Origin of the sequence: Streptomyces roseochromogenus subsp. oscitans DS 12.976, assembly GCF_000497445.1 — a bacterium.
GTDB lineage: Bacteria > Actinomycetota > Actinomycetes > Streptomycetales > Streptomycetaceae > Streptomyces > Streptomyces oscitans.
The window spans coordinates 3,010,012-3,028,588 of record NZ_CM002285.1 but is presented as its reverse complement, the minus strand read 5'-3'; the positions used below and the strand labels follow the sequence as shown (position 1 = coordinate 3,028,588).

Here is an 18,577-nt window from a genome sequence, read left to right as displayed (position 1 = left end):
CATGAGGGTGTGGTGCTAGGCCGACTCGTCCCCCCGGGCCGTGATCCACTGCCACTGGGTGTACGAGTCCCAGGCGAACTGAGCTCCGTGCCGGGCGCCGTTGCCCGAGGCGCCGAAGCCGCCGAAAGGTACCACCGCCTGGTGGTTGACGGTCTGGTCGTTCACATGGATCATGCCCGTGCGCAGTCGGTCGGCCAGGTGGAGCCCCCGCTCGACCGAACCCGTCCGTATCGCGGCCACGAGACCGTACTCCGTGTCGTTGGCGACGGCCACCGCCTCGTCGTCGTCCTGGACGACCACGACGGGTGCCACGGGGCCGAAGATCTCCTCGGTGAACGCGGGCATGTCCCGGGTGACCCCGGTGAGAACGGTCGGCGGGTAGAACGGTCCGTCCGGCACACCGCCGCACCGCAGTTCGGCCCCCGCCGCGACGCTGTCGCCGACGATCCCGTGGATGCGCTGCAGTTGCCTGCCGTCGATCACGGGCCCCAGGTCGACACGGTCTGCCCACGGATCGCCGACGGTGAGCCGCCGGGCCTCCTCCACCAGTCGGCGCACGTACGCCTCGGCGACCGACGCGTGCACGATGTGCCGCCCCGCCGCCATACAGATCTGGCCCTGGTGGAAGAAGGAGGCGAAGGCCCCCGCCGCCGCGGCCGCCTCCAGGCCGGCGTCGTCCAGCACGATCAGCGCGTTGTTGCCGCCGAGCTCCAGCGAGACCCGCTTGAGGGTGCGCCCCGCCACGGCGCCCACCTCCCGGCCGACCGCTGTGGAGCCGGTGAACGACACCATCGCCACCGTCGGGTCGGCCGTCAGCGCACTGCCGGCCTGCGCGTCGCCCGGCAGCACGTGCAGGACACCCTCCGGGAGTCCCGCTTCCTCGAAAAGACGCGCTACGACCAGGCCACCCGAGACCGGGGTACGGACATCCGGCTTGAGGACCACGGCGTTGCCCAGGGCGAGTGCGGGGGCCACCGAACGCAGGGCGAGGAGCAGCGGCACGTTCCACGGGCTGATCACCCCGACGACGCCCAGCGGCACCCGGCGGGCCAGGCTCGACCGGCCCGGTCCGGAGGGCAGGACCTGCCCGTGCGGCTGCGTGGGCAGGGCCGCCGCCTGGACGAGTTCCTCCACCGCGTCCGCGATCTCGGTCTCCGCCTTCGCCCGTACGGCACCGCCCTCGCGGACCAGCCACTGGACGACCTCGGCACGGTGCTCCTCCAGTACGGCCGCCGCGCGCCGCAGCACTGCCGCACGGCCGGCGGGGGGCAGCGCGCCCCACGCCTGCTGTGCCCGCGCCGCCCCAGCCGCGGCACGCGCGACGTCCGACGCACAGGCGACACCGACCTGGGCGAGCGTCTTCCCGGTCGCCGGTTCGACCACGTCGACGACCGCGCCACCGGACGCGGCCCGCCAGCCGTCGCTGAACACCGTCCCGGCGAGCCCGTCCACATCGACCAGGCTTGTCATGGCTTCCTCCTGACGTTCTGTTGCTGTTCTCCGGGCGCGCGTGGGGCCGGTCAGGCGCTGCCGGCGTAGCTCGTGATGGGGACATCGATGAGGACGGGCTCGTCCCCCGCGGCGGCCCGCGCCACGGCTTCGGCGAGATGGTCCGTCGAGCGGGCGCGCACCGCGGTGATGCCGAAGAACTCGGCGACGCGGGAGAAATCGAGCTCGGGCGGCGCGAGATCCAGGCCGTCGGGACCGCCCGGCGTTCCGTCGGTGAGACCCAGGAAGTCCCTGGCGGGCGTCAGATCGAGACGCGGTGGCGTGAGGTCCAGGCTGCCGACGCGGCGGCCGGCCCGGTCCCGGCCCCGTCGGGCGGCCGTCTCCTTGAGGGTGCGGTACTCGCCGTTGTTCATCACCACGAAGGTGACCGGGACGCGGTAGTGGGCGGCACTCCACAGCCCCTGGAGCCCGAACAGGGTGCAGCCGTCACCGAGCACGGCGACGACCGGACGGGTGGGATCCCCCATCCGGGAGCCGATCGCGGCGCCGATACCGGAGCCGAGCCCACCGCCCACCGTGTGCACGTACGAACGGGGGCGCTCCAGCGGCAGGACGCTGCGCAGCAGCAGCCCGCTGGTGATCGCCTCCTCCACCACCACGGAGTCCGCAGGGAGCCCCGAGACGACGGCGTGTACGGCGGCCAGCGGGTCCATCGGGGCGTCGCCGTAGCCCGCCAGTGCGCGCTTTCGCACCCGGGCGCGGGTGGCGTCGTGCACACGGCCGATCGCCTGGACGCGTGACGGCGCCTCCGGCACCTTCCCGGCGAGTTGCGCGGCGAGCGCCGCAAGCGTGGTCCGGACCCCACCGACCAGACCGAGCGCCACGGGGAAGGTCCGCCCCGGCTCGCCGGGGTCGTCGTCGAGCTGGATGACGGCGGTGCCGTCGGGGATCGGTGAACCGGGCTCGTAGTGGTGCGCCATGAACGCCCGGGTGCCGGCGATGAACACCACGTCGTGGCCTGCGAGAGCGGTACGGATCGCCGAGTAGCGGGCGTCGAGCATGCCCGCGTAGAGCGGGTGCACCGTGGGGAAGTCCACTCCGTCGTGCATCGGCTGGTGGTAGACGGTGGCCCCGATCGCCTCGGCGACCGCCACCAGGTCGGCGACGGCACCGTTGCGTCCCACCCCGTCTCCAGCGACGATCGCGGGCCGTTCGGCGGCGGCGAGCCGCTCGGCGGCCTCCGGCCAGCCGGGGGCGGGGCCGAGCCCGCCCAGCCTCGATTTCGGCGGCGGGTCGATGGACGTCTCCTCCTCCAGGAGATCCATCGGGATCGAGAGGAAGACCGGGCCCGCGGGCGGCTGGACGGCCAGCGCGAAGGCCCGGCGCAGCATGCCCGGGAGGTCGTAGGCGTGCTGGACGTCGAAGGTGTCCTTGACGGCCGCCCGGGCGATCCCCACCAGGTCGCCGGAGAGCATGGGGTCCTGTGCCAGGTGGCGGCGGTCCTGCTGTCCCGCCGTCACCACCAGCGGCGTGCGCGACCGGCTGGCGTTGAGGAGCCCGACCATGCCGTTGGCGAGCCCGGCGGCGATGTGCAGGCTGACGAAGGCCGGGCGGCCGGTGGCACGTGCGTACCCGTCGGCCATCGCGACCACGGAGGCCTCCTGGACGCCCAGCACATACTCGAGGTCCGGGGCCGCCGTGACCGCCTCGACGAAGGGCAGTTCCGTCGTGCCCGGATTGCCGAAGACCCGGGTCACGCCTTCGTCCCGCAGCACCTCCAGCATCGCGTCGACGGGCCTCACGAGCCGCTTCCCGTCCGTCGCTCCGAGGACGCACCGGCGCTGAACCGGTCCACCTTGTCGATGACGTCGGCGCTGTACAGCCGCAGCGCCTGTTCGAGCGCGAACTCGGCGGCGTACGCACGCAGACGGTCCATCGGCTCCTCGGCGAGATTGATCATGTGCCGGTTCGGGACCACGGCCGGGCTGGCCAGACGGTCCGCCGCCGCGTCGACACTCGCGTCCATCAGCTTGGGGTCGACCACCTCGTCGCAGACGGCCCGCGCCTCGGGCTCGCGCGCCCAGAGCTTGCGGCCGGACAGGATGACCTGCCGCGACAGCCGCCCGCCCGCGAGCGCGGTCAGCCGGAGGTTGGCCATGCCCGGCACGATGCCCTCCTGGGCAGCCGGAAGGCTGAAGTAGGAGTCGGCGGCGGCGACGACATGGTCGACGGCGAACAGCATCTGCATGCCGCCGCCGATGGCGAAGGTGTCGACGGCGGCCACCCACGGCTTCTCCACCAGGGGCCGGGGCCAGGCGTCGTCGACCCGGATGCCGCGGATCAGCTTGTGGAGGTAGCCGAGTTCGCGGCGGAGCAGGAAGTCCACGAACGAGATCCGGCCCTGGTGCAGATCGACCAGGTTGATCCCGGCACAGAAGACCCGGCGGCCCTGGTAGCGAGGGTGGGTCATCTTCCCGCCGCGCAGCACCCCCACCTTGACGCGGTCGTCGAGCAGGGCGAGGTCGACGGCCGTCTCCAGGTCGGCGACGAGCTGGTTGTCCTCGGCGTTGAGGAACCGGCCGTTGCACAGGGTGATGTGCGCCGCCCGGTCGACCCGCTCCAGCCGGACCGTGCCCAGTTCGAGGATGCCCGTCCGGTCGAACTCGCCGAGCAGCGACCGGGCACGCCGGGTGGGCCGCAGCATGGCGTGCATCAGATGAGCGCCGGCCTGCGACGACCGCAGAACCCAGTGGAAGAAGATGCCCTGGTCGATCTCCCGCCCGTCCTTGTCGGCCTGCTCGCACTCGCGCTCCGCGGCCATCTGGGCCTCGGTCGGGGTGAGGCCCGGAAAGGCCTCGGAGGCGGCGAACACCAGCTCGGACAGCGAGCGCTGCTCACGCAGGCCCCCGGTCAGCTCGTGGTAGACCCGCTCGGCGTGCAGCTCCAGGAACGCCCCGCGCACCCGCCGCTGGTCGGCGATGACCTCGGCGGCGAGCTGCTGTTGGCCGGGGTCCCGCCCGGGCCTGGCCGGGAGTTCCATGAGCAGCTTCTCGGCCTCGGCCGTGTACGCCCTCAACGTGTTGGCGTCGGCCAGCAGCGAGCCGCTGAAGACCGGTGCCGGGGCGGACCACCGCTCCGGGCCGGTCACGGGACGCACCGTCATGTTCCGCGCTCCTTCCTCGGCGGTCATCAGGCGTTGCCGCGTGCGCTCGCGAACTCACCCCTGGTCCGGCGCAACGTCCGGTCACAGGCGGCGAGGTGCTTGCCCAGCGCCTCCTCGAAGGCGGTCACGCCGGCCTCGTTGACGAGCTGCCGCCGGATCGCGAGCTCGGCGGGATCCAGCCGGGCGAAGCGCGCGGCCAGCCGCGCGGCGACGGCGGCCGGATCCTTGGACGTCTGGTCGATCAGACCCATCGCCAGCGCCCGCTGTTCCGAGAGCTCGGCGCCGAACAGGACGAGCCGGCGGGCGTGCAGGCCACCGAGCTGGTTGGTGAGCCGGTGCACGGCCATGCCCGCCCAGACACCGTCGTTGTTCACCGGTACGGCGATACGCATGCCGGGCGCGCCGATCCGGTGGTCGGCGGTGAGGAGAACATCGAGGGCGGGGCCGCTGCAGACGCCCTCGACCGTCACGATCTTGGCGAACCGGCCCTGTTCGAGCCGGCGCAGGGCCTTCTCCCAGTGGCTCACCACATCGATGCCGACGGCACCCGGCCAGTTCTCGGCCGGGCCCGTGCCGTGCAGCCGGATCACGGCGCTCGTCGTGCCGTTCGCGTCCTCAAGGCGGTCGCAGAAGTTGTTGACGTCCGCGATCAGCAGGGGGCACAGCGGACGTGTGCTGTCGATCTCGAGGGTGGTGTCGGGGGACGGGGCCTGGGCGAGGTCCGAGGAAGACATGTCTGAGTCCTGATCGTCTTGGTCGACAAGGGAAATTCGGTACGGAGGTCGTGGTTCAGTAGCGGACGAGCGCCGTTTCGATGGTCGAACCGGGGCCCATGGTCATGAGGACGCCGTAGTCGCCGGGGCGCGTCACGCCTTCCCGCAGCAGCTGCTCGTACGAGAACAGGAAGGACCCGCTGGAGAGGTTGCCGTAGTCGCGCAGTACGTCGGTGGTGTGCCGCACGTCGTGCCGGGTGAGGCCGAGGTTGACCGACACCGAGTCGATGACCTTCTTGCCACCCGAGTGCACGAGCCAGTGCGCGATCTGACTGCGCCGCAGACCGGTCCCGTTGAGGAGATCCGCGATGACGCCCTCGGCGTGCGCGCCCACCACGTAGGGGACGTCGCGGTCCAGATAGAAGCTGAACTTGCCCTGGTCGTCGTCCCAGTCGAAGCGCATGGCGTCGACGGCGTCGGGGACGATGCAGCTGGCGTACTTCAGCACCTGCGGGCCGGACTTCTCCGGGGCGTGCGAGACGGCGATCGCCGCGGACCCGTCACCGAAGAGGCTGTTGACGACGGAGGTGCGCATCGTTCCGTCGAAGACGTACGCGGCCGAGCACACCTCGATGCAGACCATCATGGCGATCTTCCCCGGGTTGGCCGAGGCCCAGCCGGTGGTCGCGTTGAGGGCGTTGAGGCCCGCGTTGCAGCCCATGCCGACGATGTCGAGACGGCTGCAGTCGGTGGGAATGCCCAGCTCCCGGATGAGGAGAGCGCTGAAACCGGGAGTCAGCAGACCGGTCGAGGTCACGCAGACCAGATAGCCGATGTCGCTGACCGCGGCGCCGATCCGCTTGAGGCAGGACTGCAGCGCAAGGGAGCCCATCTCGATGCCCCGCGCCTTGTGCTTGGCGAGCAGTTCGCCCTGCGTCTCCATGCGGGGCCGGCCGTCGTCACCGTACGGCGGAACGTTCAGGAAACGCCGCTCGATCGCACTGTTGAGGAAGACCGAACGGATCCGCCTGTCCTGGATCTCGTACATGTCCAGGAGGTCTTCCTGTGAATAGGATGAATCCGGGGTCGCGGTACCGACGCCCAATATGGTCGGTCCGCTCCGCAAGGCGGCCCAGGGGGTATTTTCTTCACTGAGGATCATTCTGACTGCCCCTCGCTGATGTCGGTGGAAAGCCCTCGATACTCTGTGAAAGAGTCGCGGATTCAGCCTAGTCGAGGAATTACCGGCTGCGGATACCCCTCCCTCTGTGAAGGAAGTCACCGGGCTCTCTAGGGGGAATAGGGGGAGGAATTCGAAAAGGAGTCGGCAAGTAAGGGGTCCACCCCTGATTCGTTGTCCGCCGTCTCCAGGAACACCGGAAGGTCGGTGCGGTTCCTCACCCGGAGCTTTCGGTATACCTGCGTCAGATGCTGCTCGACGGTGCTCACGGTGATGCACAGCCGCTGTGCTATCTGCCGGTTGCTGTGGCCCTGCGCGGCCAGCCCCCCGACCCGGCGCTCGGCCGCACTGAGCTCGGCTGCGCGATCGCCTCGCAGGGCTGCTCCTCCGGAGGCGGGCCCCGCCGGCGACGTACCCGCGAGACCGGGCTGCAGGAACCGGGCCAGGCGCTCCGCGTGGCACTCCTGCGCCGCCCGCCACGCCCGGCGCAGGGTCGGCCTGGCCCGCCGTGAGTCACCGGTCGCGGCATAAGCGCTGCCGAGGTCGGCGAGGGTGTGGGCGAGTTCCACCCGGTCGCCGGCCGCCTGCAACGCCTCCACCGAGTCGTTGAGCAGGCCCGGCCGCTCGTGCGGCTCCAATGTCGCGGCCAGATGCCGCAGCGCCCGGCCGAGGGTGCGTGCGTCGTCGGCGGGAAGGCCGTCGAGCTGCTCCTCCAGGAGCGTGCGCGCCTCGTCCAAGCGGTCGAGGCGCACAAGGGCCTGGGCGGCGTCGATCCGCCACGGCATCTGCTGGGGGCCGTCGGCCTCCCAGTCCAGCAGGAGCTGGCCGCAGGTCCTGAAGTCGCTCAGGGCGGCGTAGGGGCGGCCGACCGCGAGGTGGTACTGCCCGCGCGCCCGCAGGTACCTGAGTCCGAACGGCGTCTCCAGCAGTGCGCCCGGTGTCGGCATGTTCAGATATCCGGCAGCGTCTTCGTAACGCCCCGTCTCCACGGCGGTGGTGAGCAGACAGGCGAGCGGCGCGCCGGCCAGCACCCCCCAACTCGCCCTCGATGTCTCGTCCAGGGCTGCCGAGGCGAACCGGCCGGCGGCCGGCAGATCGCCCCGGAGCAGTGCGGCGTCGGCGCGCGCCGCGGTGAACAGTCCCCGCCAGTCCGGACCGTCGTGACCGGCGGCGTCCGCGAGCATCGGCAGGCACCAAGGCGCCACCGCCGCGAGCCGCTCGGGCCTGGCCAGCGCCAGCAGGCCCAACGAGATCCTGGCGAGCGGCTCGTCGGTGCGCAGGCCTTGCCAGAGGTGGTCGCCCGACACCGCCACATCGCCCCGTACGGCCGTGAGCACGGTGGTGACCAGTGAGGGGGCGCTGCCGGAGCGCGGGTCCCCGTGTGCGGGGGCCGGGGTTCCGGTACCCACGCGTCGGCGTTGAGTCGGGTAGCAGAGCTCCAGGCAGGCGCGCACGGCGCCGAGTTCCACCGCTTCCGGTCCGGTCGCCGTCGCGGCCAGCCGGTCGAGCGTCGCGGCCGCCTCGTCCACTCGGCCGTGCCACAGGAGGTACTCGAGTACGGCCAGTGACTGACGCTCCGTCAACAGCCCCCGGTTCGCGGCGTCCGCGAGCTGTCCGAGATGGCGTACGGCGCGTGCGGGGTCGACGCGCCACTCGGCCTCGGCGAGCACCGCACGGCTCACGGCGCGCTGCTGTTCGTCGTCGGCGAGGGAGTGGGCCAGTTCGAGGCAGTCGAGGGCGAAGTCGACCTGGCCGCTGGCTGTCGCGCTGGCGGCGGATTCCTGCAGCACTGCCGTCGCCCACGGTTCGTCCGTCTCGCCGGCGGCGATGAGCTGATGGGCGATCGAGGTGGAATGACCGCCCTCGGCGTGCAGCATCGCGGCGGCGCGCCGGTGCCACGCGATGCGCCCGGGCGCCCCGAAGTCCCTCAGGACGGCGTCCTGGGCGGCGCGATGGCGGTAGCGGCCGTGGTGCAGCAGCCCCGATGCGTTGAGCAGTTCGACGAGGGCGCGGGTCTCGATGGCGCCGACTCCGCTGAGCCTGGCGACGAGCTCCGTGCGGGGTGCCTCACCGAGCACGGCGATGGCGCGGACCACGTCGAGCGCGTCCGGTTCGAGCCGGTGGAGACAGCTCACGACTCGCTCGGCGAAGCGGTCTCCCACCACGGGGCCGGTGGGCGGTTCCTTGCCCGCGGATCGGGTGGACGCCTCCCAGTCCTCGGCCAGTGCCCGTACCAGCAGCGGATTGCCGCCGGTGACGGCGAACGCGGCCGAGGCGAGACTGTGCGCCACATGCGCGTCGAGGTCGTGCGCGAGCAGCGCCGCGACGCCGTCGCAGGTGAGCGGAGCCAGCCGGATCTGGGTGCAGTACGGATGACGCGACAGCTCGGTGCCAAGAGCCGCGTGCCGGGCCCCGGAGCGGTCCTGGTCGCCCAGGACGAGCATGATGCGCGACCGGCGCAGCCGACGGGCGAGGAAGAGCAGGCACTGCAGCGAGTCGGCGTCCGCGTGGTAGACGTCGTCGACCCCGATGAGCAGCGGTTCCTCGGCGCTCATGTCGAGAAAGATCCGTGAGACACCCTCAAGCACCTGGGGGCCGACCGTGCCGTCCGCCCGGGCCTCGACGCCGATGACGGCCTCGGCCCGCTGCGCGTACGCGGCGTCGGCGCCGTGCAGGAGCTGACTGAGCAGGCCGAAGGACAGGTGCCGTTCCACCGGTGAGGCGGCGGCGCTGAGGACGCGTACCCGGTCGCCCGCCACCTGCTCGGCGAAGGTGTGCAGCAGTTCCGTCTTGCCGACCGCCACCGGGCCCCGGAGGACGACGACGCTGCCGTCTCCGTGCAGGCAGTTCTCCAGCAGGCCGGAAAGCTGTTCGAGTTGACGCTCCCGCTCGACCAGCACCATCCGTGTGCACCTCCTCGGGCCGTGACGGCTTCAGTGTGCGCGGATTCGTCTGAAGGAGTGCTGGACGATCTCTCCCTGAGGACGGAGCGGTACGCGGGAGGCCGCGCACATGACGGACCGGCCGCGCGGGGGATCCCGTTCGCGGCCGGTCGGGTGGTCGGGTGGCGAGTACCGGTCGGTTGCGTCAACCCCGCTCTGCCGGAGTCGCCTTCTCCCTCCGCGCGTCGGGACGGGCCATCGGCCCGGCCTCCTGGCGGGGAGCCGGGCCCGGCATGGGGCCGGGGCCCTTGCGGGGGAGGATGAACACGGCGACGAGGACGGCGAAGATCAGCAGACCGCTGTTGGACGCGAACACCATGCCGTATCCGTCGGTGAGCCGCTGGCCCGGTGAGGCCGATGCGGCCGCGTCCGACGTGACGGTAGCCGCGACCGTGCCCATCGCGGCCAGGCCGATGCTGCCGCCGAGCTGGCGCGCGCTGTTCAGCAGGCCTGATGCCATGCCGGCCTCGTGCGGGGCAACCCCCGCGGTCGCCGCGTTGGCGATGGGGACGAGCAGCGGCCCGATGCCGAAGCTGGTCACCAGCGACGGTCCCAGGACGTCGACCAGGAAGGTGCCGTCCGGCCGGATCTGGCTGAACCAGGCCATGCCGACGGCGCCGATGATCCCGCCGACGATGAGCAGCTGACGCGCCGAGAACCGGGCGAGCAGCTTCACCGCGTACAGCGATCCCACGACGAGGCCCAGGCAGAACGGCAGGAACGCGAGGCCGGCCTTCAGCGCTCCCATCCCGAGGACCTGCTGGAGGTAGAGGGAGACGAAGAAGAAGGAGGTGAAGATCGTGATGGAGACCATCATCATGAAGAGGTTCGCGCCGGACACCGACCGGTTGGTGAGCACACGCAGGCGCAGCAGCGGTTCCTTGGCGTAGGTGCCCTCGTAGACGAAGAATCCGGTCAGCAGGACCGCCGCGACGACCAGACCGCCGATCGTGGATGCCGAACCCCACGACTCGGTCTCGGTCCTGACCAGTGCGAAGACCAGGAGTGACGTGCCCAGGGTGGCCAGGATCGCACCGACCACGTCGAGTCGGCGCGCCGTGTCCCCCGCGCCGGCCTTCGCCACGTGATGACGGGCGAGCCAGACACCGATGAGTGCCATCGGGACGTTCACCAACATGACCCAACGCCAGTTGACGTACTCCGTCAGCAGACCGCCCACCACGACGCCGACGGCGGCGCCGCCGGCCGTGACGGCGCTGTACACGCCGAGCGCTTTGCCGCGCTGCGGCCCGGCCGGGAAGCTCGTCGTCAGGACCGCGAGCGCGGCCGGGGCGATCAGTGCGGCACCCACGCCCTGCACGGCGCGCGCGGCGATCAGCTGCCCCGGATCCTGTGCGAGACCGCCCAGGAGCGAGGTGATGCCGAAGAGCGCGAGGCCGATCAGGAGCAGTGGCCTGCGGCCGAACCGGTCAGCGGCCCGTCCGCCCAGGAGCAGCAGTCCGCCGAAGGTGAGCGTGTAGGCGTTGACCACCCAGGACAGCCCCGACTCGTCGAAGCCGAGCGCCGTCCGCATCGACGGCAGCGCGACGTTCACCACCGAGACGTCGAGCGAGACCATGAGTTGGGCGACGGAGACGGTCCACAGAACGCCTCCAGGGCTTACGGCCCGTTCCTTCCCCGAATTTTTATACATGTAAAAATAGTAGCCGCGCGGGTAACCCTTGTCGAGTGAGAACGAAGGGGCCGACGCCTGTACGAGAGGTGTCGGGCGGCGCCCCGGGACGTCAGCTCCGGGGGGCGCGGGCGGCGTCGCCGAGCAGCTCCGCCGTCAGCTCCGCGGTGGGCTTCACGGCCGCGCAGCAGCTCGCCGCCCAGGCGAGCGCCGCCCGGTGCTCATGGGCGCTGAAGTCCGCGACCGCGTCGGCCGCGAGGAAGACCTCCAGGTTGTGGCTGAACGCGTCCACCGCCGTGGTGGCACAGCCCAGATGGGCGTACACGCCGCAGATCACGAGCTGTTCGCAGCCCAGCGACCGCAGCTGTCGCTCCAGGCCCGAGCCGAAGAAGGCGCTGTAGCGCCACGCCGACAGCACGGCTCCGCTCGCGTCCGGGGCGACCTCGTCCACGATGGCCGCGTCCTCAAGGACGTCGTCGAGGCCCTTCCCCCAGAAGTCCGTGAGGAGGCCGCGCTCACCCGGCGCCTGGGTGCCCGGCTGCACGGTGTGAACGATCGGCACGCGCAGCCGGCGGCACGTCTCCATCAGGGCCGAGCAGTTGGCCAGCAGCGGGTCGAGCGGCGAGGTGCCCCGGGCGTACGGCCGGAGGAAGAATCCCTGCATGTTCAGGACGAGCAGAGCGGATCGCTCGGGGTCCACGGTCCAGTCGACCCTGTTCTCGACGAGAAGGTCCGGCCCGGGCATCGGATACGGGTCGATCACGGAGACGTCCATGGTCCGCCGTTCCCTCCGCCGTCGCCGTCAGGAGATGAAGTCGTACGACAGGAAGCCGTTCTCCGCGTCCTCCGCCCAGGACCCGTAGCGGCGCATCCCGTACAGCAGGGGAATCGGCCGGCACAGCGAGGTGACGAGCGTGACGCGGGCCATGACCACCGCGTGGTCGCCGACGGTCTGTTCCGCGGTGACGGTGCAGTCGGCGATCGTGTGCGCCGCCTCGATCAGATGGGGGCCGCCGTTCTGCGCCGGGACCCACGGCACCTGGTCGAACCGGTCCGCTGCCCCCGAGCCGAACAACTCCGAGGTGGAGCGGGCGCGTTGGTGGAGCAGGTTCACCGAGAGCGACCCGCTGTCGAGGGCCGCGCGGAGGGTGGGGCTGCCGGCGCGCAGACAGACGAGCAGTGTGGGTGGGTCGAGGGCGACGCTGCACAGGGAGGTGCAGGTCATCCCCCAGGGAGTGCCGTCCGGGGCCAGTGCCGTCACGACCGAGACACCTGTGGGGAATCCGGCCATCAGACGGCGCAGATCGGCTTCGTACCGCTGGAGCGACATGGGTCCTCACTTGCCTCGGTCGCGGGGATGCGGACAGGGAAGGGCCTGGAATGGCCGGGAACACGGATCCGGATTGCCGGACGGCCCCGTGGGGAGGGGGGCGTATCCACGAGGCCGTCCGACGGGGGGCGCGGGGTCCGGGAGCCCCGCTTCAGAGGACCGGGGTCAGCGGACCGGAATCAGTAGTCCGCGGAACCGTCTCCGGCCTCCGCCTCCTTGGCAAGCGCCATGCCGCGGGCAGCGTTGAGCATGCGCTTGCCGATCTCCGGCGGGGCCTGGGTGAGCGACCACTGCTCGGCCGCGTCCATCCGCTCCCGCGTCATGTTGAAGCAGCGGTTCTCGGGCAGCCCGAACTTGTCGGCGTGCGCGATGAAGTCCACTTCCTTCTGGATGTACTCGTGGATGCGCGCGGCGGCGACACCCGGCTCGACCGTCCCGGCCTCGACGGCCTCGCACAGCTCACGGGTCAGCGTGCCCAACCGGACGAAGGTCTCGCTGATCGGCAGCGGGGAACCCGGGTTCCCGGACCGCTCGGCCTCCAGGAAGACATCGGGGTCGCCGGTCTCGCTGTACCGGTAGTAGGCGTCCTCGACCATCATGTTGCCGCTCATCGTGCCGAGCATCCAGGTCCGGTTGACGGCGTTCCACAGCTCGTAGTGGCCGAAGCCGACGAACGAGCTGTAGACCAGGTCGTCGTGGAAGTCGAACAGCCCCTGCTGCAGGGCCTCCACGTATGCGAACCGCTCCTTGGACCAGTCGCCGTCGCGCGAGGCGGCGATGAGCCGCCAGCCCAGCGCGTTGACCAGCTCCAGGGTGTTGGCCAGACCGCGCGAGTACAGCGCGTCGATGAATCCGGCGGCGTGGGACGTCAGGCAGTAACGGTCGCCGACGACCGTCTTGGCCGAGTACTGGAGCCGGCCGGTGGACACCCACGGGCGGACCGCCTTCGCCTCCTCGAACTGCCAGGCGATCTCGGGGAACCGCTTGAGGAAGTCCTCGAACTCCTGCTCCGGGGGCGTGTCACCCTTGGGGTACTTGCGCGGATCGAGGGTGAGGCCGACGCTGCACAGCGGGTTTCGGGCCTTGTCGTGGTTGTCGAACGGGATCACCCAGAGCCAGCCGCCGTCGAAGACGTGGTGCAGCGTGCCGTGGTGCCACGGGCTCGGCTGGTCGTGGGGCTGCGCGGTGGGCGAGTCGTCGAACGGCTTCACACCGATCATGTGGGTGAACAGGCAGCGCGAGTGGGTCCGGGCACGCGTGGGCGTCTCACGCAGGTCGAACTTCTCCGCGAGCGGCGAGCGGAAGCCGCTGCCGTCGACGACGTAGGAGGCCCGGAACTCCTCGCCGTGCTCCGTGCGCAGAACCGCGCCCTCGTCCGGGTCGATGTCGATCTCGGTGACCCGGGTCGCGAGCCGCGCCTCGGCGCCGTACCTGAGCGCGACGTGGAAGAGATGCGCGTCGACGTCCTGGCGGAACAGATGGGTCTCGGTGCGCAGATCGATGGGGACCACCAGCTGGTTGATCTCCTGCGAATTCTGCGGCTGCCCTTCGCGGTGGTAGACGAAGCCGAAGTTCTGCTTCTGGCCGCAGTTGGGGGAGATCTCCTCGATGGTCCCCTTGTAGTTCGACAGGGCCTTCAGCTCGGGGACGTCGTAACGCTTCGCGATGAGCCGCGCCATGCCCGAGGTGTACGGGATGGTCGACTCGCCGACCGCGAAGCGCGGGTGGGTGCCCGCGTCGAGGATGAGGGTCTTCACCCCGTTGCGGGCGAGCACCGCGCCCAGCATGCCCCCGGCCATGCCGCTGCCGAGGATCACCACGTCGTACCGGTCTGCCGCCGCGGAGGCGGAATTCTTGCCGTGCACCAGTTCTTCCTTCCCTTTGATGTTCGGCTCAGTTCCCGGCGGTGGCGGAGGGCTCGGTCTCCGGGACGAGGTCGTCGACGGTGATGTCCAGCGCGAGGTGCTTGCCGCGCAGGCCGGCGAGGAGCGTGACGAAGTCGTTCGCCGGAGTGTTCTTCTGCTCCGGGTCGATGATCGTCTGGGCGAGCTTGTGGTAGTCCTCCTTCTTCAGCGACCGGTCGTAGAAGCGCTCCACGAAGGAACGGACCTCGTTGAAGAAGCTCAGGTAGGCGGTGGCGTAGCGCTTCAGCGCCACCTCCTCGATCTCCGGGTACTGGAGGACCTTGTCGATGACCCGGGACAGGATGCTGCCCGCGGTCGTCGCGAGCGCGACGCCGGTCGAGATCAGCGGGTCGACGAAGGCAGCCGAGTCACCGACGGCGGCCCAGCCCTTCCCGTAGACGGTCTGGTTCGTGTACGACCAGTCGCGGGCGCTGCGGAAACCGGCCGACTGGCGGGCGTTTCGCAGCATGTGCTTGAGCTTCGTGGTCTTCTCGACCTCGTCGCGGAAGAGCTGCTCGAGATTCTGGTCGGTCTCGCCGGCGACCGTGCTGGGCGTCACGAAACCGACGCTGACGGTCCCCTTGTCGAGCGGAATTCCCCAGAACCAGCCGTTCTCGATCCCCTCGATGAGGATGTTGGTGTACTGGTCGCCCGGCAGCCGCTCGCAGTTGTCGAAGTACGTCCACACGGCGACGTTGCGAAGCTTGTCGTGCCAGTGGATCTCCGAGTACTTACGGGTGAGGACGCGCGCCTGGCCCGACGCGTCCACCACCATGGAGGCCTTGACCTCGTACGCCTCCTTGGCGCCGCGCACGGTGAAGCGGACGCCCGTGACCCGGTCGTCCTCCTCGATGGGCTCCTTCACCGTGGCGTCCTCGACGACGAACGCCCCCAGCTCCCGCGCCCGGTCCAGGATCACCGAGTCCAGGTCGGCCCGCCGGGTGTGGTACGCGAACGGGTAGTCGCCGCCGTCGACGAAGGAGAAGTCCCAGGCCGCCTGCTCGCTTCCCCAGACGAACGTTCCGCCGTACTTGCGCTCGAATCCGCGCTGCTCCAGCCGCTCGGTCAGCCCCATTTCCTCCATGGGGGCCATCACGACCGGAATAAGGGATTCGCCGACGTGGTAACGCGGAAAACGCTCGCGGTCGAGAATCAGTACCTTGTGTCCGCGCTTGGCCAGGAGCCCGGCGGTGGTGGCACCGGCCGGCCCACCACCGATAACGATGACATCGAATTCAGTGGGTATGCCAGTGAGAGTGGACGGCATGCTCGACCTTCCCGATCCGAAACGTGCCACATCCCGCCGAGCGGGCATTCGCAGCACTGCGTTGCTGGACCCAGCCAGGTTCGAGGAGACGGGCTGAACGCCTTCTGCACAGCCTCTGGATGACTCCTTGTGAAATTCGGAAGACGCACTGGATCAGGGGAAGAGATAGGGGTTGTATTCGCCGACCCGGGCTTTCTACCGTTACGCACGGTGTTCTCCTCGGTCACGGCAGAGGTATGAGTAAGTTCAAGCAGGCAGGAGCGTACGCGTGACGCAAGTCGAAGGCATCCGGCCACTTTCCGAAGTGCTGCAAGGCCATGCGCTCGACCGCCCGGACAAGGTCGCCTTCGCCGACGAGGAGCGCGAGGTGACCTACGCGCGGCTCGCCCAGCGCACGGGGCGGCTGGCCGGCCACTTGGCCGGGTTCGGGGTGCAGCGCGGCGACCGGGTCGCGATCCTCCTCGGCAACAGCGTCACGACCGTCGAAGGCTATCTCGCGGTCACCCGCGCCTCCGCCGTGGGCGTACCGGTCAACCCCCAGTCGTCGGACGCCGAACTGGCGCATCAACTTGACGACAGCGGAGCCCTGTTCGTCATCACGGACGGCGCCCACCTGGAGCAGGTCGAGCGCATGAGGGCGACGCGGAAGGGGATGACCGTCGTCCTCGCGCACGGCAGCGCCGCCGGCGCCGGAACCCTCGCCTTCGAGGAGCTGGCCGAGACCGAGCCGCAGCAGGGTCCCCGCGACGACCTCGGCCTGGACGAGCCGGCCTGGATCCTCTACACCTCCGGCACCACTGGGGCGGCCAAGGGAGTGGTCTCCCATCAGCGGGCCTGCCTGTGGTCGGTCCACTCCTCCTACCAGGGCGTCCTCGGCCTCTGCCCCGACGACCGGCTGTTGTGGCCGTTGCCGCTCTTCCACAGCCTCGCGCACATCCTCTGCGTCCTGGGCGTGACCGTCACCGGCGCCACCGCGCGCATCCTGCCCGGCTTCGGCGCCCGTGACGTGCTGGAGGCCTTGCGCGCGGAGCCGTACACCATGCTGCTCGGCGTCCCGTCCATGTACTTCCAGCTGGTCGAGGCCGTGGAGGCGGTTGAAGAGGCCGGCCGGACGGTCCCGAAGCCGCGGGTCTGCGTGGTCACCGGTGCGGCGACCGGAGCGGCGCTCGCCTCGGCCGTCGAGCGCGTGCTCGGCGCGCCGCTCGTGAACAGCTATGGTTCCACCGAGACTTGCGGCGCGATCACCATGAGCCGCCCCGAGTCACCCCGGCCGCCCGGCACCTGCGGGACCGCGGTGCCCGGCAGCGAGCTGCGCCTGGTCGACCCGCGCACCGGCCTCGACGTGCGGACCGGCGACGAGGGCGAGGTCCTCGTGAAGAGCCCGAGCCTGCTGCTCGGGTACCACGGCCGGCCGGAGGAGACCGCGGCTGCGCTCCGCGACGGCTGGTACCACACGGGAGACCTGGCCCGGCGCGACGCCGAAGGACGCCTGACCATCACCGGCCGCGTCAAGGAGCTCATCATCCGGGCCGGCGAGAACATCCAGCCCGGCGAGATCGAGGATGTCCTGAGGAGCGTCCCGGGCATCGAGGACGCGGCCGTGACGGCCCGCCCGGACGAGGCGCTCGGCGAAGTCCCCGTCGCCTACGTGGTACCCGCGTCCGACGGTTGGTCGCCTGCCGAGGCGCTGGCGGCGTGCCGGGACCGGCTCAGCTACTTCAAGGTTCCGGCGGAGCTCTACGAGATCGCCGCCCTGCCCCTGACCGGCTCCGGCAAGGTCAGCCGCCGCAGGCTGTCGCGACTTCCGGCGCGGCTGCGGGGCGTCGGCACCAGCCACCACGAACACCTGTGGCACACGAAGTGGGTTCCGTGGGAGCCGGAGCCGGCCGACTCGGACGGCGTGTCGTCGGCGGTCCCGGAGTGCACGCCGGCGCGGGAGGCAGCGGCGGGGGCGGACGCCCCGGTCGCGCGCTGGGCCGTGGGCGGATCCGGGGATCCGGCGTTCGCGGAGGCCGTGCGCCGTGCCGGCGGTGTCATCGAGACTTTCCCGGACACGGCGACGGCGCGGGCCGCCGGACCGTTCGACGGCTACCTGCTGGCCCTCGACGCACGGGACGACCTGATCGCCGCGCCGCCCGCCTGGGACGGCATGCCCGAGGGCCGGACGGTCGTCCTGACCCGGGGCGCCGTGGCCGGCCGCCCCGAGGACCGGGTGGATCCGGGCGCCGCGGCTGCGCGCGCCGGGATCCTCGCCGAGGGTGCCGACCGGACGGTCCTGGTCGACCTGGAGCCGGGGGAACGGACCGGGGCCGCATACGTCAGCGTGTGGCGCGCGATCCTGGAAGCCCCCGTGGAGGAGACGGAGTTCGCCGTCCGCGCCGGTCAGGTCCTCGTGCCGCGGCTCAGGCGCGTACGGGCGACGACCGAGATCACCGCGGTCCCGCCGCGCCAGGGCGGTGCCGCCCTCGTGACGGGCGCGGGCACCACCCTCGCACGCGTCCTCGCGGCCCACCTCGTGGTGGACCACGGTGTCCGCGACATAGCCGTGACCGATGCCGACCCGGCCGCGGCCGAGTCCCTGGCCGCCCGGCTGACGCGGCTCGGCGCAACCGTGACCGTACGCACCGAACTGCCGGACACGCCCGAGGGCGCCGCCGCCCTGCTCGCCGCCCTCGGCCCGGACCGCCCGCTCGACACGATCGTCCACCCGGTGGCCACCCCCGCCGACGCGACGGCCGCGGACCGGCTGGTCACCTTGACCCGCGACACCGGGCGCACGACCCTCACCCTCTGCGGCACGTTCACCCACCCGGACGCCCACCCGGTCGCCCCCGCCGCGGCGGCGGCCACGGCCCATGCCGCCGCGCTCGCCCATGACGCCCCCCACGCCACCTTCCTGGCCTTCGGCCCGGTCACCGACGACGAGGAGGCCCCCGATGCCACGCCGCCGGGCCTCGCGGCACTCACGGCACGGCAGGCCGTCGACGCCTTCGACG

The 18,577-nt window shown here is 71.1% G+C and carries 12 protein-coding genes; 1 reads left to right on the top strand and 11 read right to left on the bottom strand.

From position 1 onward, the window contains the following. Window positions 1–15 precede the first annotated feature (15 nt). The 11 genes from M878_RS62810 to M878_RS62760 all read right to left on the bottom strand — a co-directional run bounded on the left by M878_RS62810 (window position 16) and on the right by M878_RS62760 (window position 15,581). Window positions 16–1,470 (bottom strand): benzaldehyde dehydrogenase, encoded by a 1,455-nt coding sequence (locus M878_RS62810; RefSeq protein WP_023546770.1) that lies wholly within the window; start codon window positions 1,468–1,470, stop codon window positions 16–18. 50 nt (window positions 1,471–1,520) lie between these two features. Next, entirely contained in the window at window positions 1,521–3,251 is a 1,731-nt protein-coding gene (locus M878_RS62805; RefSeq protein ID WP_023546769.1) for a thiamine pyrophosphate-binding protein, read from the bottom strand. After that, window positions 3,248–4,612 (bottom strand): (3,5-dihydroxyphenyl)acetyl-CoA 1,2-dioxygenase DpgC, encoded by a 1,365-nt coding sequence (gene dpgC, locus M878_RS62800; RefSeq protein WP_031224838.1) that lies wholly within the window; start codon window positions 4,610–4,612, stop codon window positions 3,248–3,250. Before dpgC ends, M878_RS62805 begins: the two co-directional genes overlap by 4 nt. 26 nt (window positions 4,613–4,638) lie before the next feature. Next, window positions 4,639–5,346, bottom strand: coding sequence for an enoyl-CoA-hydratase DpgB (gene dpgB, locus M878_RS62795; RefSeq protein ID WP_023546767.1), 708 nt, complete (start codon window positions 5,344–5,346; stop codon window positions 4,639–4,641). 55 nt (window positions 5,347–5,401) lie between these two features. Beyond that, window positions 5,402–6,487: a 3,5-dihydroxyphenylacetyl-CoA synthase DpgA gene (gene dpgA / locus M878_RS62790; RefSeq protein ID WP_031224837.1), complete on the bottom strand. Its 1,086-nt coding sequence runs from the start codon at window positions 6,485–6,487 to the stop codon at window positions 5,402–5,404. A 128-nt stretch (window positions 6,488–6,615) separates the two neighbouring features. Further along, the gene (locus M878_RS62785) at window positions 6,616–9,408 is read right to left on the bottom strand and encodes a helix-turn-helix transcriptional regulator (protein WP_023546765.1); all 2,793 of its coding nucleotides are present in this window, start codon (window positions 9,406–9,408) and stop codon (window positions 6,616–6,618) included. A gap of 184 nt (window positions 9,409–9,592) precedes the next feature. Beyond that, on the bottom strand, window positions 9,593–11,101 hold the full coding sequence (locus M878_RS62780; RefSeq protein ID WP_051430082.1) for an MFS transporter: 1,509 nt from the start codon (window positions 11,099–11,101) through the stop codon (window positions 9,593–9,595). A 91-nt stretch (window positions 11,102–11,192) separates the two neighbouring features. Then, entirely contained in the window at window positions 11,193–11,855 is a 663-nt protein-coding gene (locus M878_RS62775) for an isochorismatase family protein (protein WP_023546763.1), read from the bottom strand. Between the two features lie 27 nt (window positions 11,856–11,882). After that, window positions 11,883–12,410 (bottom strand): flavin reductase family protein, encoded by a 528-nt coding sequence (locus M878_RS62770; protein WP_023546762.1) that lies wholly within the window; start codon window positions 12,408–12,410, stop codon window positions 11,883–11,885. 179 nt (window positions 12,411–12,589) lie between these two features. Next, the gene (locus tag M878_RS62765) at window positions 12,590–14,275 is read right to left on the bottom strand and encodes an NAD(P)/FAD-dependent oxidoreductase (RefSeq protein WP_023546761.1); all 1,686 of its coding nucleotides are present in this window, start codon (window positions 14,273–14,275) and stop codon (window positions 12,590–12,592) included. Window positions 14,276–14,303: 28 nt separating this feature from the next. Further along, the gene (locus M878_RS62760; RefSeq protein ID WP_023546760.1) at window positions 14,304–15,581 is read right to left on the bottom strand and encodes an NAD(P)/FAD-dependent oxidoreductase; all 1,278 of its coding nucleotides are present in this window, start codon (window positions 15,579–15,581) and stop codon (window positions 14,304–14,306) included. A 268-nt stretch (window positions 15,582–15,849) separates the two neighbouring features. On the opposite strand from M878_RS62760, the gene M878_RS62755 reads away from it, so the two are divergent. Then, on the top strand, window positions 15,850–18,577 hold a 2,728-nt coding region (locus M878_RS62755; protein WP_031224834.1), incomplete at its 3' end, for an AMP-binding protein.

Bases quoted from the DNA above. Each gene is read 5' to 3' on its own strand.
- M878_RS62785 (WP_023546765.1), bottom strand. From the start codon at position 9,408: ATGGTGCTGGTCGAGCGGGAGCGTCAACTCGAACAGCTTTCCGGCCTG.
- M878_RS62775 (WP_023546763.1), bottom strand. From the start codon at position 11,855: ATGGACGTCTCCGTGATCGACCCGTATCCGATGCCCGGGCCGGACCTT.
- M878_RS62770 (WP_023546762.1), bottom strand. From the start codon at position 12,410: ATGTCGCTCCAGCGGTACGAAGCCGATCTGCGCCGTCTGATGGCCGGA.
- M878_RS62760 (WP_023546760.1), bottom strand. From the start codon at position 15,581: ATGCCGTCCACTCTCACTGGCATACCCACTGAATTCGATGTCATCGTT.
- M878_RS62810 (WP_023546770.1), bottom strand. From the start codon at position 1,470: ATGACAAGCCTGGTCGATGTGGACGGGCTCGCCGGGACGGTGTTCAGC.
- dpgB (WP_023546767.1), bottom strand. From the start codon at position 5,346: ATGTCTTCCTCGGACCTCGCCCAGGCCCCGTCCCCCGACACCACCCTC.
- dpgA (WP_031224837.1), bottom strand. From the start codon at position 6,487: ATGATCCTCAGTGAAGAAAATACCCCCTGGGCCGCCTTGCGGAGCGGA.
- M878_RS62780 (WP_051430082.1), bottom strand. From the start codon at position 11,101: ATGTATAAAAATTCGGGGAAGGAACGGGCCGTAAGCCCTGGAGGCGTT.
- dpgC (WP_031224838.1), bottom strand. From the start codon at position 4,612: ATGACGGTGCGTCCCGTGACCGGCCCGGAGCGGTGGTCCGCCCCGGCA.